This window comes from Escherichia fergusonii ATCC 35469 (genome assembly GCF_000026225.1).
Classification (GTDB): domain Bacteria; phylum Pseudomonadota; class Gammaproteobacteria; order Enterobacterales; family Enterobacteriaceae; genus Escherichia; species Escherichia fergusonii.
Map to the genome: position 1 here is coordinate 1,805,896 of NC_011740.1, position 14,249 is coordinate 1,820,144.

General features: G+C 48.5%; 13 protein-coding genes. 7 read left to right on the plus strand and 6 right to left on the minus strand.

Annotation, left to right across the window (positions count from 1 at the left end; translation table 11 throughout):
• Positions 1-40: 40 nt before the first annotated feature.
• A complete protein-coding gene (gene ychH / locus EFER_RS08830) occupies positions 41-319 on the minus strand; it encodes a stress-induced protein YchH (RefSeq protein ID WP_000823881.1) in 279 nt (92 codons plus the stop codon).
• 273 nt (positions 320-592) lie between these two features.
• On the opposite strand from ychH, the gene pth reads away from it, so the two are divergent.
• The 3 genes from pth (at position 593) to EFER_RS08845 (ending at position 4,284) form a co-directional block, all read left to right on the plus strand.
• Positions 593-1,177, plus strand: a complete 585-nt coding sequence (pth, locus tag EFER_RS08835; RefSeq protein WP_000152953.1) for an aminoacyl-tRNA hydrolase — start codon at positions 593-595, stop codon at positions 1,175-1,177.
• A gap of 116 nt (positions 1,178-1,293) precedes the next feature.
• Positions 1,294-2,385: a redox-regulated ATPase YchF gene (ychF, locus tag EFER_RS08840; RefSeq protein ID WP_000505847.1), complete on the plus strand. Its 1,092-nt coding sequence runs from the start codon at positions 1,294-1,296 to the stop codon at positions 2,383-2,385.
• Positions 2,386-2,580: 195 nt separating this feature from the next.
• Positions 2,581-4,284, plus strand: coding sequence for an alpha,alpha-trehalase (locus EFER_RS08845; protein WP_000856476.1), 1,704 nt, complete (start codon positions 2,581-2,583; stop codon positions 4,282-4,284).
• Between the two features lie 37 nt (positions 4,285-4,321).
• Here EFER_RS08845 and EFER_RS08850 read toward each other — a convergent pair whose 3' ends face one another.
• Complete coding sequence (locus tag EFER_RS08850) at positions 4,322-4,576, minus strand: GlsB/YeaQ/YmgE family stress response membrane protein (RefSeq protein WP_002431512.1); 255 nt, start codon at positions 4,574-4,576, stop codon at positions 4,322-4,324.
• A gap of 347 nt (positions 4,577-4,923) precedes the next feature.
• Between EFER_RS08850 and ycgR the strand changes: the two genes are divergently transcribed.
• Positions 4,924-5,658, plus strand: a complete 735-nt coding sequence (ycgR, locus tag EFER_RS08855) for a flagellar brake protein YcgR (protein WP_000020185.1) — start codon at positions 4,924-4,926, stop codon at positions 5,656-5,658.
• Between the two features lie 11 nt (positions 5,659-5,669).
• On the opposite strand, the gene emtA is transcribed toward ycgR, so the two are convergent.
• Positions 5,670-6,281 carry a membrane-bound lytic murein transglycosylase EmtA gene (emtA, locus tag EFER_RS08860; protein ID WP_002431511.1) on the minus strand — a complete coding sequence of 204 codons (612 nt, stop codon included), beginning with the start codon at positions 6,279-6,281 and terminating at the stop codon, positions 5,670-5,672.
• Positions 6,282-6,379: 98 nt separating this feature from the next.
• Between emtA and ldcA the strand changes: the two genes are divergently transcribed.
• Together ldcA and EFER_RS08870 are read left to right on the plus strand one after the other, a co-directional pair.
• Positions 6,380-7,294, plus strand: coding sequence for a muramoyltetrapeptide carboxypeptidase (gene ldcA / locus EFER_RS08865; protein WP_000051593.1), 915 nt, complete (start codon positions 6,380-6,382; stop codon positions 7,292-7,294).
• A gap of 96 nt (positions 7,295-7,390) precedes the next feature.
• A complete protein-coding gene (locus tag EFER_RS08870; RefSeq protein WP_000340219.1) occupies positions 7,391-9,124 on the plus strand; it encodes a potassium/proton antiporter in 1,734 nt (577 codons plus the stop codon).
• A 48-nt stretch (positions 9,125-9,172) separates the two neighbouring features.
• Here EFER_RS08870 and dadX read toward each other — a convergent pair whose 3' ends face one another.
• Both dadX and EFER_RS08880 read right to left on the minus strand, forming a co-directional pair.
• Positions 9,173-10,243 (minus strand): catabolic alanine racemase DadX, encoded by a 1,071-nt coding sequence (gene dadX / locus EFER_RS08875; RefSeq protein ID WP_000197922.1) that lies wholly within the window; start codon positions 10,241-10,243, stop codon positions 9,173-9,175.
• An 11-nt stretch (positions 10,244-10,254) separates the two neighbouring features.
• On the minus strand, positions 10,255-11,553 hold the full coding sequence (locus EFER_RS08880; protein WP_001266928.1) for a D-amino acid dehydrogenase: 1,299 nt from the start codon (positions 11,551-11,553) through the stop codon (positions 10,255-10,257).
• 321 nt (positions 11,554-11,874) lie between these two features.
• Here EFER_RS08880 and EFER_RS08885 point away from each other — a divergent pair, with 321 nt between their 5' ends.
• Entirely contained in the window at positions 11,875-13,407 is a 1,533-nt protein-coding gene (locus tag EFER_RS08885; protein WP_000190826.1) for a SpoVR family protein, read from the plus strand.
• 66 nt (positions 13,408-13,473) lie between these two features.
• Here EFER_RS08885 and fadR read toward each other — a convergent pair whose 3' ends face one another.
• Positions 13,474-14,193 (minus strand): fatty acid metabolism transcriptional regulator FadR, encoded by a 720-nt coding sequence (gene fadR, locus EFER_RS08890; RefSeq protein WP_002431510.1) that lies wholly within the window; start codon positions 14,191-14,193, stop codon positions 13,474-13,476.
• Between the last annotated feature and the right edge of the window lie 56 nt (positions 14,194-14,249).

The window sequence follows — 14,249 nt, forward strand, 5'->3', positions numbered from 1 at the left end:
TCAGCAATAAAGCGACTGGCCGTTTTTACAAATCAAGATGTTAGCTCGGGCGACGATTATCATTACGACGGCAACGTTTATCATAATGCCGTACCCACCAGTAACGGTCGCACACCTGTTCATGCCCGCCAACACGGGCACCCGCCAGCCAGAGAATGGCACCGACGAAAATACTTAATACCGCTCCATGGGCAAAAAATTGTGGCAGGTTAAATTGGGGAAGTTGGTTTAAAATTGAATAGCCTACTCCTCCTACCATTACCACCAGACCCAACCCCATAAGAACGTTACCGAGTAACGAAGCGTTTTTGCGTTTCATATGTCACCTCCGGAACTTTTGGGCTGCTAAAGGGATACCCCCAATCCTTATGTGTAAAGTATAGACAACACCCCAGGATATATGTGCGGGGATGATCACAAATACAACCGCTTTTTCAACAAATCTTTACAAATAACAGCATGAAGTGCTTAGCCTTTCAATTGTCCACTCATGCAATTATTCATTTGTAATGGTAAAGATGCTCTTTTTTGTCAACCGTGGCGACAGACAGTAAACTACGCGCCAGTTAGATAAACACTCAGGACAAATAACGTGACGATTAAATTGATTGTCGGTCTGGCGAACCCCGGCGCGGAATATGCGGCAACACGCCATAATGCAGGCGCATGGTACGTCGATTTTCTGGCTGAACGGTTGCGCGCACCTTTGCGTGAGGAGCCAAAATTTTTCGGTTATACCTCCAGAATTAATCTTGAAGGCGAAGATGTTCGCCTGTTAGTACCGACCACATTTATGAATCTGAGCGGTAAAGCTGTCGCCGCAATGGCCAGCTTCTATCGCATTAATCCTGATGAGATCCTGGTCGCACACGACGAGCTTGATTTGCCGCCGGGTGTGGCAAAATTTAAGCTTGGTGGCGGTCATGGTGGTCATAATGGCCTTAAAGATATCATCAGTAAATTAGGGAATAACCCCAATTTTCACCGTTTACGTATCGGAATCGGACACCCAGGGGATAAAAATAAAGTTGTTGGCTTTGTGTTGGGCAAACCGCCAGTAACAGAACAAAAGCTAATTGATGAGGCGATTGACGAAGCGGCTCGTTGCACGGAAGTGTGGTTTAAAGAGGGTTTAGCGAAAGCAACCAGTCGTCTGCACACCTTTAAAGCCCAATAAGCAGGGATCGGCGGCATTTTTGTCGTCTGCCGTGTATAATAGGCAGAGTTATTTCCATTTCTACAATCTGTTTTACATAACAGATTGATTATTAAGATATTAAGGTGATTTAAATCATGGGATTCAAATGCGGTATCGTCGGTTTGCCCAACGTCGGGAAATCCACCCTGTTCAACGCGCTGACCAAAGCCGGTATTGAAGCGGCCAACTTTCCATTCTGCACCATTGAGCCGAACACAGGCGTCGTGCCAATGCCCGATCCACGTCTGGACCAACTGGCTGAGATCGTAGAACCGCAGCGTACGCTTCCCACCACCATGGAGTTTGTTGATATTGCGGGTCTGGTGAAAGGCGCGTCGAAAGGTGAAGGTCTGGGTAACCAGTTCCTGACAAACATCCGTGAAACTGAAGCGATTGGCCACGTTGTGCGTTGCTTTGAAAATGACAACATCATCCACGTCTCCGGCAAAGTTAACCCGGCAGATGATATTGAGGTTATCAATACCGAACTGGCGCTGGCAGACCTTGACACCTGTGAGCGTGCAATTCATCGTGTGCAGAAGAAAGCCAAAGGTGGCGATAAAGACGCTAAAGCAGAACTGGCAGTGCTGGAAAAATGCCTGCCACAACTGGAAAACGCTGGCATGCTGCGCGCACTGGATCTGAGTGCGGAAGAAAAAGCCGCTATCCGCTATCTGAGCTTCCTGACGCTGAAACCAACAATGTACATTGCTAACGTCAATGAAGATGGTTTCGAAAACAACCCGTATCTCGATCAGGTTCGTGAAATTGCGGCTAAAGAAGGTTCTGTGGTTGTTCCGGTTTGTGCTGCTGTAGAAGCCGATATCGCAGAGCTTGACGACGAAGAGCGTGAAGAGTTTATGCAGGAACTGGGTCTGGAAGAACCGGGGCTAAACCGCGTGATCCGTGCCGGATACAAGCTGCTGAATCTGCAAACTTACTTTACCGCAGGTGTTAAGGAAGTGCGTGCATGGACCATTCCGGTGGGCGCGACGGCTCCGCAAGCAGCCGGTAAAATCCATACCGATTTTGAGAAAGGTTTTATCCGCGCACAGACGATCTCTTTTGAAGATTTCATCACCTATAAAGGTGAGCAGGGCGCGAAAGAAGCCGGGAAAATGCGTGCAGAAGGTAAAGATTACATCGTTAAAGATGGCGATGTAATGAACTTCCTGTTTAACGTTTAAACGTTCTCGCCTTTCAATCTACTGAAAAATCCACGCCAGGCGTGGATTTTTTTATATCTCATACTTGCCGAATTTCTTTTGGTTAATCACCCTGTCTCGCAAAATCGCAACTGATTAATACAAATAACCAGATCATGAACTAAGGTTTTCTGATTGATGCCGCTTTATTCGGTATTCCACGAAGGAGAATCATTCATGAAAACACCTGCACATCGCGCCCATGCCACACTACCCGGAGCTTTAAAAACGGTTACCACTGCCCTACTCCTGAGTCTTGCCAGCCAGGCCGCGAACGCAGAGGAACTCGCTGATACGCCTTTGCAACCACCAGATATTCTGTTAGGGCCGCTGTTCAACGATGTTCAGAGTGCAAAACTCTTCCCGGATCAGAAAACCTTTGCCGATGCAGTGCCAAAAAGCGATCCATTGATGATTCTGGCAGATTACCGGATGCAACGTAATCAAAGCGGTTTTGATTTACGCCATTTTGTCAGCGTTAACTTTATTCTGCCAAAAGAAGGCGAAAAATATGTTCCTCCTGCGGGCCAATCACTACGTGAGCATATTGATGGCTTGTGGCCTGTACTAACCCGCACTACAGAGCGCACTGATAAATGGGATTCGTTGTTACCGTTACCGGAACCTTATGTTGTGCCTGGTGGACGCTTTCGCGAGGTTTATTACTGGGACAGTTATTTCACCATGTTAGGGCTTGCCGAGAGTGGACACTGGGATAAAGTTGCAGACATGGTGGCGAATTTTGCCTGGGAAATCGATACCTTTGGTCATATCCCTAATGGCAACCGCAGTTATTACCTGAGCCGCTCACAACCACCCTTTTTCGCGTTTATGGTGGAGCTTCTGGCGCAAAACAAAGGGGATGATGCGCTGAAGCAATATCTGCCGCAGTTGCAAAAAGAGTATGCATACTGGATGGAAGGTACTGAGGATCTACAGCCAGGTGGACAAAATAAACGTGTAGTAAAACTGGAAGACGGCACTATTTTGAATCGATATTGGGATGATCGCGACACTCCACGCCCGGAATCCTGGAACGAAGATATTACGACCGCTAAAAGTAACCCTTCCCGCCCGGCCACTGAAGTTTATCGTGATCTGCGTTCAGCCGCAGCTTCCGGTTGGGATTTCAGTTCCCGCTGGATGGATAATCCACAACAACTGAGCACGATTCGTACTACCAGCATTGTTCCGGTCGATCTCAACGCCTTGTTATATAAGATGGAGAAGATACTTGCGCGTGCCAGCAAAGCTTCAGGTGATGAGGCGATGGCGAGCCAGTATGAAAATCTGGCAACGGCGCGTCAGAAAGCCATTGAGCACTATTTATGGAACGACAAAGAAGGTTGGTACGCCGACTACGATCTAAAAAGCCACAAAGTCCGTAATCAACTTACTGCGGCAGCTCTCTTTCCACTTTATGTCAACGCAGCGGGTAAAGACCGTGCAGTAAAAGTCGCTGAGGCGACCAGGGCCCATCTGTTACAGCCTGGTGGCCTTGCTACAACATCAGTAAAAAGTGGTCAACAGTGGGATGCGCCAAACGGCTGGGCGCCATTGCAATGGGTTGCTACTGAAGGTTTGCAAAATTACGGTCAGCAAGATGTAGCGATGGCAGTTACCTGGCGTTTTTTAACCAATGTTCAGCATACCTATGATCGTGATAAAAAACTGGTGGAAAAATATGATGTCAGTACCACCGGTACTGGCGGAGGGGGTGGGGAGTATCCATTACAAGATGGTTTTGGCTGGAGTAATGGTGTCACTCTGAAAATGCTCGATCTGGTATGCCCGAAAGAGAAGCCTTGCGATAACGTTCCCCCGGAACCGGTCACTGAATCAAACCTTCAACCGTCGCAAACTGGTACGACGGCTAACTAATTATTTGAACGGCCCCGCAGGGCCGTTTTCAGGTAAGTTATTCCCGTCGCAGGAGGCGAAATACGCCCAGCACCAGGATCGCGCCAACCACCGCGACGAGGAAACTATGCAGGTTAAATCCACTGATGCTGCCGCCAATACCAAACATGGTCGCCAGCCAGCCGCCGACCACCGCACCGACAATACCGAGAATACAGGTCAGGAAAAATCCCCCGCCATCGCGCCCCGGCATGATCAGCTTGGCGATAACCCCTGCAATCAAACCAAATATAATCCAGGCAATAATTCCCATGTTCAGACCCTCTTTCCAGTGAATCCGGCGCAAGAGGTTCTTGCGTCAGCATTCTAATTATAGGCAACGCCGTGATCTGCGTGGTTTAAGCACAAATCAAAATCAAAATTTCGGGACTGATGACAAACCTATAATGGCCTGATGCACTACATTTATCTGGCCAACTTATCAGATTCAACATATTGAATTTAAGAGATATTACAAACCAGGTAAGACGTTAACGCCGTATCCGTTATAAACATGCGCATTTGGTCACCAATCTTAAATTTCATTCATTGGTATTAACTTTTTCCCGCTGCTGCCGATAACCCAAGGACAGTCTGTCAGACAACCAGGAGTTTTTCCGCGTGAGTCATTACCATGAGCAGTTCCTGAAGAGTAATCCGTTAGCCGTTCTCGGTGTACTGCGTGATCTACACAAAGCCCAGGTACCGCTGCGTATTTCGTGGAACTCCGGGCAATTCATCAGCAAAATTCTACTGGTGACGCCTGATACGTTGATTATGGATTTTGGTAGTCAGGTGGCAGAAAATATCGCCGTTAAAAATGCGCAAAATATAACGATCACGGCGGAAACTCAGGGCGCTAAAGTAGAGTTTATGCTGGAAACATTACCTGACGGTGAATATCAGCAACTTCCCGCATTTATCAGTCCTTTGCCGCAATCATTATGGTTTGTCCAGCGAAGAAAATATTTCCGTATCTCCGCGCCTCTTCATCCTCCTTATTACTGCACAGCACAATTACCTGATAATTCGAAGTTACGTTGTCGACTGTACGATCTTTCGCTGGGGGGAATGGGCGTATTACTGGAGACTGCGCCACCCGAAAACTTGCAGGAAGGAATGCAATTTTCGCATATGGAGGTCAATATGGGGCAATGGGGTATTTTCCATTTTGACGCTCAGCTTTTGTCGATAAGTGAACGCGTTATCGTCGCCAGTAAAAATGAGACCGTCACCACTCCCCGCCTTAGCTTTCGTTTTCTCAACGTCGGCCCGGCGATGGAGCGGGAATTACAGCGGATTATATTTTCCCTTGAACGGGAAGAGCGCGAACGCGCCAGTAAAGTGCGTAACTAAGTACCAGGACGCTACATTTCATCCAGCGCGCGTTGCAGTTTCCAGATGTAACGCGGCGCCTGAGGTGCCGGATGATTTTTTGCCACATGGTCAAAAAACTCATCTGCGCTCAGATCATTGATTTTAGTGATCGCCTTTTTGCGATCAGATGAAAAGGTCCGTAGCAATGCCCCCGCACCGTTGGCATAGGAGACCACCAGCGCATATTGTAAAACCTGCGGATCTTTAATCCCGGCAAGGGGGCCGGTTTCCAGAATGTTCAAATAAGCTGCCCCCATGGAGATGTTTCGCTCCGGGTTTTTTAGCTCACTGGTCGTCGGTTCACCACTCCAGCCCATACGGCGATAAACATCACGACCGGATGTTGAGGCTTTGAGTTGCATCAGGCCAACAGCATTCGATTTACTGACTGCGTTAGGATTACCGCCAGACTCAATGGCAATAATCGCAGTAATTAACTGCGGATCGACATTCCAGGCCGCTCCGGCCTTTTGGCTTATCGGCATCCACTGCATTGCGCGCTGTACCGGGACTTTGGCATTCCATGGAGGATTTTCATAATCTCTCTTCGTCGCACAACCAGCGAGTAACACAACTAAAAAGGCAAACCATCTCAATTTCACTTCGTCTATCCTTATGCCGGAATTTGTCTCTGAGGTGACAACACAATACCTACGCGGCATGATATACATTTGCATTCAGTTGTCAGCAAGGAATTGCCATGTCTCTGTTTCATTTAATTGCTCCATCAGGTTATTGCATCAATCAAGAGGCCGCCTGGCGCGGTGTTCAACGCCTGACAGAAGCTGGTCATCAGGTGAATAATTCAGACGTTATTTACCGACGCTATCAACGTTTTGCTGGTACAGAGACAGAGCGGCTGGCAGATATCAATGCCCTCGCCCATCTTGATCTCCCCAATACCATCGTACTGGCCGTACGTGGTGGTTATGGTGCCAGTCGAATCCTGGCCGGGATCGACTGGTCGGCATTGATTGCACGGCAGTTGCATAACCCATTACTCATTTGTGGGCACAGTGATTTCACTGCAATTCAGTGTGGGTTACTGGCAAAAGGCAACGTGATTACTTTCAGCGGCCCCATGCTGGCAGCAAATTTTGGCGCAGAAACACTCAATGAGTTTACGGCTCACCATTTCTGGCTGGCATTGCGTAACAAAACATTCACCGTCGAGTGGCAAGGTGAAGGCCCTTCTTGTCAGACAGAAGGAACATTGTGGGGGGGAAATCTGGCAATGTTGATTTCATTAATAGGCACTCCGTGGATGCCAAATATCAGTAACGGCATTCTGGTTCTGGAGGATATTAATGAACATCCATTCCGGGTTGAGCGGATGCTATTACAGTTACTTGAAGCTGGAATATTAGATCGTCAAAAAGGGATTGTTCTCGGTAGTTTTAGCGGTAGTGCTCCCAATGATTACGATGCCGGTTATTCCCTGCAAAGTGTGTTTGATTTTCTGCGGTCACGCCTCTCTGTTCCACTGCTTACTGGGTTAGATTTCGGTCATGAGCAACGCACGGTCACTTTACCTTTGGGGGCTCACGCAGTACTGAGAAATAATCAAAATGGCACCCAGTTAATCCTTAGCGGTCATCCTGTTCTGAAATCTTAAAAAAAACGTGAATAAGCGTTAACTATCCCGCTGTTTCGGTCGTTAATATGGTAGTGTTGTTACTACGAAACAGCGTAATTTGGGAGAAACATAACGTTGGATGCCACGACGATCATCAGTCTGTTTATTTTAGGGTCAGTGCTTGTTACCTGCAGTATTCTCCTCAGTTCGTTTTCTTCACGTCTTGGCATTCCTATTCTGGTTATCTTTTTGGCGATCGGTATGCTCGCCGGGGTCGATGGTGTCGGCGGTATTCCATTCGATAATTATCCCTTCGCTTATATGGTCAGCAACCTCGCACTGGCGGTCATTTTACTTGATGGCGGAATGCGTACCCAGGCCAGCTCGTTTCGTGTTGCTCTCGGCCCGGCACTCTCCCTCGCGACCGTGGGTGTGCTGATCACCTCAGGCCTGACGGGCATGATGGCAGCCTGGTTATTTAATCTCGATTTGATCGAAGGATTATTAATTGGCGCAATTGTCGGTTCTACCGATGCTGCGGCAGTGTTTTCGCTGCTTGGTGGTAAAGGGCTTAACGAACGTGTTGGATCTACACTGGAAATAGAATCTGGCAGTAATGATCCGATGGCGGTGTTTTTAACCATTACGCTGATTGAAATGATCCAGCATCACGAAACAGGAGTCAGCTGGACCTTTGCATTGGATATTCTGCAACAGTTCGGCCTGGGTATCCTGTTGGGTCTGGGAGGTGGCTATTTACTTCAGCAGATGATTAACCGTATCGCCCTGCCTGCCGGGCTTTATCCAATGCTGGCATTAAGCGGCGGTATCCTGATTTTTGCGCTGACTACAGCACTTGAAGGCAGTGGCATTCTGGCAGTTTATCTATGTGGTTTCCTGCTCGGCAACCGACCGATTCGCAACCGCTACGGGATATTGCAAAACTTCGACGGTCTGGCGTGGCTGGCGCAAATCGCCATGTTCCTGGTGCTCGGTTTACTGGTTAATCCTTCTGATCTGCTACCGATTGCTATTCCAGCACTACTTCTTTCCGCGTGGATGATTTTCTTTGCCCGTCCACTGTCAGTCTTTGCCGGACTTCTGCCTTTCCGCGGTTTTAATCTACGGGAACGTATTTTTATCAGTTGGGTCGGCTTACGCGGAGCTGTACCTATTATTCTTGCGGTCTTTCCGATGATGGCCGGCCTGGATAATTCTCGTCTGTTCTTTAATGTGGCCTTCTTTGTGGTCTTAATTTCACTGTTGTTTCAGGGAACGTCTCTCTCCTGGGCAGCAAAAAAAGCGAAAGTCGTGGTGCCTGCCGTTGGTTGGCCCGTCTCCCGCGTTGGTCTGGATATTCACCCGGAAAACCCGTGGGAACAGTTTGTTTATCAATTGAGTGCCGATAAATGGTGTGTCGGTGCAGCATTACGCGATCTGCATATGCCCAAAGACACACGAATAGCGGCACTGTTTCGCGACAACGTGCTGTTGCATCCCTCGGGCAGTACCCGCCTGCGTGAAGGTGATGTACTTTGTGTGATTGGTCGTGAACGCGATCTTCCGGCGCTGGGCAAATTATTTAGTCAATCACCGCCTGTGGCCCTGGATCAGCGTTTCTTTGGTGATTTTATTCTTGAAGGGAGCGCCAAATTTGCTGATGTGGCGATTATTTATGGCCTCGATGCGGGCACTGAATATCGTGATAAACAACAGACGCTGGGCGAGATTGTACAGCAACTACTCGGGGCCGCCCCGGTTGTGGGTGACCAGGTAGAATTCGCGGGGATGATTTGGACGGTTGCTGAAAAAGAGGATAATCAGGTCATGAAAGTGGGCGTTCGTGTCGCCGATGAGATTGCCGAATAAACTCATCATTACCGGAGAGAGACGACTGTCTTCTCCGGTATGAATGCGTTACACTGTCACTACTGGCACACGCAGTGCCAGAGCACACATCAACTCATAGCCCACTGTACCCGCCGCGGCTGCCACGTCATCAATTTTGATCTCCTTACCCCACAGTTCTACTGGCGTACCTATTCCTGCCTGCGGACAAGGTGTTAAATCCACCGCCAGCATATCCATTGAAACGGTGCCAACGGTAATGGTTCGCACACCATCCACCAGTACCGGCGTACCCGTTGGGGCATGACGGGGGTAACCATCGGCATAGCCCGCAGCAACAATACCGATCCGTTGCTCACCGCTGGCGGTGTAACGCCCGCCATAGCCAACACGATCTCCAGCTTTTAATGTCTGAACTCCGATAATTTCACTGCTGAGCGTCATAACAGGTTTAAGCCCGGTATTGGCGATATCACACCAGTGTCCCGTAGGCGAAGCACCATACAAAATGATCCCCGGACGTACCCAGTCAAAATGCGCTTGCGGATGCCAAAGTGTTGCCGCGGAGTTAGCCAGCGAACGACGGCACTCCATCCCTTCACTGGCTTGTTCCACCTTTTCCAGTGCCTGAACAATACCTTCAGGATGTTCGGCATCAGCAAAATGCGACATCAGCGTCATTTCTCCGACATTGCTCATCCCCCGCAGTTGTTGCCAGACAGTGGGTATCTTTTCGGGAGGAAATCCCAGGCGGTTCATGCCACTGTTGACTTTCACATAGATATCAAGCGGGGCATTCAGACGGGCATTCTGCAATGCTTTAAGCTGCCAGTTGCTGTGAACACTCGTTGTGAGACGATACTTGTCATAGACTGCTAAATCATCAGCATGGAAAAAACCCTCAAGCATCAGAATGGGCCCTTTCCAGCCGCGTTCGCGCAGTGTCACCGCATCTTCAATGTTGAGTAATGCAAAGCCATCTGTCGAGGCAAGTGCATTCCATATACGTTCGATCCCATGTCCATAGGCATTGGCTTTTACCACTGACCAGACGCGCGCATCAGGCGCAGCCCGGCGGACAATCGCCAGATTTTGTTTCAACGCCTGTAAATCAACACTGGCCTGTATAGGTCGCGTCATTTCGTTTCCTTTTAGTTATGAACACCGTGCAAATGACGCGGTCTTGCCGGGCTAAAACCACTGCTGTAACGCGCCACGCTCAGATCATCGTAAGGAATAGCCGGGGTACGGCCAGAAAGAATGTCACTCAGTAATTGCCCGGAACCACAAGCCATTGTCCAGCCCAGTGTACCGTGCCCTGTGTTTAACCATAAATTTTTGAAACTTGTACGCCCCACCACAGGTGTACCATCTGGCGTCATTGGACGCAGGCCCGTCCAGAAAGTCGCCTGCTCAATATGCCCCCCCCGTGGGTAGAGATCACGTACCACCATTTCCAGCGTTTCGCGGCGCGGTTGCAGCAGTTCGGTATTAAAACCAACAATTTCCGCCATACCACCGACACGTATACGATTATCAAAGCGGGTAATCGCAATTTTGTAAGTTTCATCAAGAATAGTGGAAACTGGCGCGCCATCTTCGTTTGCAACCGGAATGGTTAAGGAATACCCCTTAAGCGGATAAACCGGAATATCGACGATTCCTTTCAACATTGCCGTAGAATAAGATCCAAAGGCCATCACGTAGGCATCAGCTTTAATGACCTCATCACCACATTTCACACCGTAAATTTGCTCACCTTCAAACAACAGTTTGTCTACTGGTGTATTAAAGCGGAACTTCACACCAGCCTGCTCCGCCATCTGCGCGAGTCGCTGGGTAAACAGTTGGCAGTCACCTGTTTCATCATTTGGTAAGCGCAATCCCCCAGTCAGTTTATGTGCGACAGCTGCCAGTGCCGGTTCAACTTCTGCCAGGCGATTTGATTCAAGCAACTGATATGGTACGCCTGCATCTTCCAGAACTGCGATATCACGAGTGGCGTTTTCAAACTGTTGTTCAGTCCGAAACAACTGCAATGTGCCACCCTGACGACCTTCATATTCAATTCCTGTCGCGGCACGCAACTCTTTCAGGCAATCACGACTGTACTCCGCCAGGCGCACCATGCGCCCTTTGTTTTCCATATAGTGGCTGGTATCGCAGTTACGCAGCATTTGCCACATCCATTTTAACTGGAACTGAGTACCGTCCAGACGCACTGCCAGTGGCGCATGGCGCTGGAACATCCATTTAATGGCTTTCAGTGGTACGCCTGGTGCCGCCCATGGTGCCGCATACCCCGGAGAAATTTGCCCGGCATTGGCAGCACTGGTTTCCAGTGCCGGGCCAGGCTCACGATCAATGACAGTGACGTCATGTCCTGCCTGACTCAAATACCAGGCGCTGGTCACGCCAACCACACCACTTCCCAGTATGACAACTCGCATAGCCACTCCGATAACGGTAAAAGAACAATAAACTAATTACATCTTGATAACTCAGATGAAAATATTATTCAACATATGGCTTTTTTATGGTGAGCTGGCTCACATCTCCCTGTAATCATGGGAATATCGCAACTTTGGTATCTCCTGCTGAAGGGGGATTTTATCCAGCATAAAATAGCGTATATACCCTCATCTCTGGCACTCCAGTTATGTGAAATCGCAAAGAAAAAATTTCTCATCGTCACGGTTTTTAACAAGGTGTTCTATGCTTGAAATGAGGTGCTCCACACAGAGAGCGCCGCCAACAATGAGGGTGCGCGTATGGCGACAATTGATTCAATGAACAAGGACACCACACGTTTAAGCGATGGACCCGACTGGACCTTTGACCTGCTGGATATTTACCTGGCAGAGATAGATCGTGTGGCGAAACTTTACCGACTGGACACTTACCCGCACCAAATAGAAGTCATCACGTCCGAGCAGATGATGGATGCTTACTCCAGTGTAGGGATGCCCATTAACTATCCCCACTGGTCTTTCGGTAAAAAATTTATTGAAACCGAACGTCTGTATAAGCATGGTCAGCAAGGACTGGCCTATGAGATCGTCATTAACTCAAATCCGTGTATCGCGTATCTGATGGAGGAGAACACCATTACAATGCAGGCGTTGGTAATGGCGCATGCCTGTTATGGTCACAACTCTTTCTTCAAAAACAATTACTTATTCCGTAGCTGGACCGATGCCAGTTCGATTGTTGATTACCTGATTTTTGCCCGTAAATATATTACTGAATGCGAAGAGCGTTACGGCGTGGATGAAGTCGAGAAGTTGTTGGACTCCTGCCATGCGCTGATGAACTACGGTGTCGATCGCTACAAACGCCCACAAAAGATCTCGTTGCAAGAAGAAAAAGCACGGCAAAAGAGCCGGGAAGAGTACCTGCAAAGTCAGGTAAATATGCTTTGGCGAACATTGCCGAAACGCGAAGAAGAGAAAACCGTTGCCGAAGCACGCCGATATCCTTCCGAACCACAGGAGAACTTGCTCTATTTTATGGAGAAAAACGCGCCATTACTGGAGTCATGGCAGCGTGAGATCCTGCGAATTGTCCGCAAAGTCAGTCAGTACTTTTACCCTCAGAAACAGACTCAGGTGATGAATGAAGGTTGGGCAACGTTCTGGCACTACACCATTCTTAATCATCTGTACGATGAAGGAAAAGTGACTGAGCGCTTTATGCTGGAATTCTTACATAGCCACACCAATGTCGTATTCCAGCCCCCCTACAACAGTCCGTGGTACAGCGGTATCAACCCTTATGCTCTGGGATTTGCGATGTTCCAGGATATCAAACGGATTTGTCAGTCTCCCACCGAGGAAGATAAATATTGGTTCCCGGACATCGCCGGTTCTGACTGGCTGGAAACACTGCATTTTGCAATGCGCGATTTTAAAGACGAAAGTTTTATCAGTCAGTTCCTGTCACCGAAGGTAATGCGAGATTTTCGCTTTTTCACCGTCCTGGATGATGACCGGCATAATTATCTGGAAATATCCGCGATTCACAATGAAGAAGGTTACCGGGAAATTCGTAATCGCCTTTCTTCGCAATATAACCTGAGCAATCTGGAGCCCAATATTCAGATCTGGAATGTTGACTTACGTGGCGACCGTTCACTGACTCTGCGTTATATTCCGCATAACCGTGCACCACTGGATAGAGGCCGCAAAGAAGTGCTGAAACATGTGCATCGCTTGTGGGGATTTGATGTGATGCTCGAGCAACAAAATGAGGATGGCAGCGTTGAGTTACTTGAACGTTGCCCACCGAGAATGGGCAATCTTTAACAGATAATTGAATACCTTTCTCGTTGATCAAAAACCCCCTCAGCTGAGGGGGTCTCTTTATCACTGTTACTGCCCCTGGATGGACAAGTCACCAGGCAGATTTTTTTGCATTCGATGCCAGATCTCGCCACTTTCATGACCGTAGCGACGCACCGTTTCATACACCTGATCATGAGCGCCCTGACGGCATAATTCAGACAGTTTGTGGTAAAAACCTAATGCCAGGCTGCGCGCTTCCGGGTTAGCAAAATAGTGACGCCCTGTACGGGTATATAATCCTTTCATCCCATTGATGATAAGCCCATAAATTGGGTTACCGGAGGCGAATGCCAGCCCACGGAAAATGCTGTAATCGAGTTCGGCAAAGGCGTCAGCGTGATCAGCCACTTCATTTGCCGCAGCCAGCACCTCTTGCGCTTTATCCGGATGTTGACGGAAAGCAGTACGAATAAAAATAGTGGATATATTGGTTCTGACAGACAGCAGATTATCAATTAACTGGGGTACACTTTCGTGATCGAGACGCGCAAGTGTTTCCAGAATATTCAGCCCGGACGTTTCCCAAAAATTATTCACCTTCGTAGGCTTGCCGTGTTGAATTGTCAGCCAACCGTCTCGCGCTAAACGTTGCAAGACTTCACGCAATGTCGTTCGTGTCACTCCAATAAGTTCAGAGAGTTCACGTTCAGCAGGCAAGATGGTGCCAGGTGGGAAGCGATTATTCCAGATGCTTTCGATGATGTACTCTTCCGCGAAACCTGCCGGGCTTTGCGCCTTAATGACCATAGTGAGATATCCATTACACAGCAAAACAAAATTGCACTCATCATACCAGACGGGTA

Bases quoted from the DNA above. Each gene is read 5' to 3' on its own strand.
- ychH (WP_000823881.1), bottom strand. From the start codon at position 319: ATGAAACGCAAAAACGCTTCGTTACTCGGTAACGTTCTTATGGGGTTG.
- ychF (WP_000505847.1), top strand. From the start codon at position 1,294: ATGGGATTCAAATGCGGTATCGTCGGTTTGCCCAACGTCGGGAAATCC.
- EFER_RS08845 (WP_000856476.1), top strand. From the start codon at position 2,581: ATGAAAACACCTGCACATCGCGCCCATGCCACACTACCCGGAGCTTTA.
- EFER_RS08850 (WP_002431512.1), bottom strand. From the start codon at position 4,576: ATGGGAATTATTGCCTGGATTATATTTGGTTTGATTGCAGGGGTTATC.
- ldcA (WP_000051593.1), top strand. From the start codon at position 6,380: ATGTCTCTGTTTCATTTAATTGCTCCATCAGGTTATTGCATCAATCAA.
- dadX (WP_000197922.1), bottom strand. From the start codon at position 10,243: ATGACGCGACCTATACAGGCCAGTGTTGATTTACAGGCGTTGAAACAA.
- EFER_RS08880 (WP_001266928.1), bottom strand. From the start codon at position 11,553: ATGCGAGTTGTCATACTGGGAAGTGGTGTGGTTGGCGTGACCAGCGCC.
- EFER_RS08885 (WP_000190826.1), top strand. From the start codon at position 11,875: ATGGCGACAATTGATTCAATGAACAAGGACACCACACGTTTAAGCGAT.
- fadR (WP_002431510.1), bottom strand. From the start codon at position 14,193: ATGGTCATTAAGGCGCAAAGCCCGGCAGGTTTCGCGGAAGAGTACATC.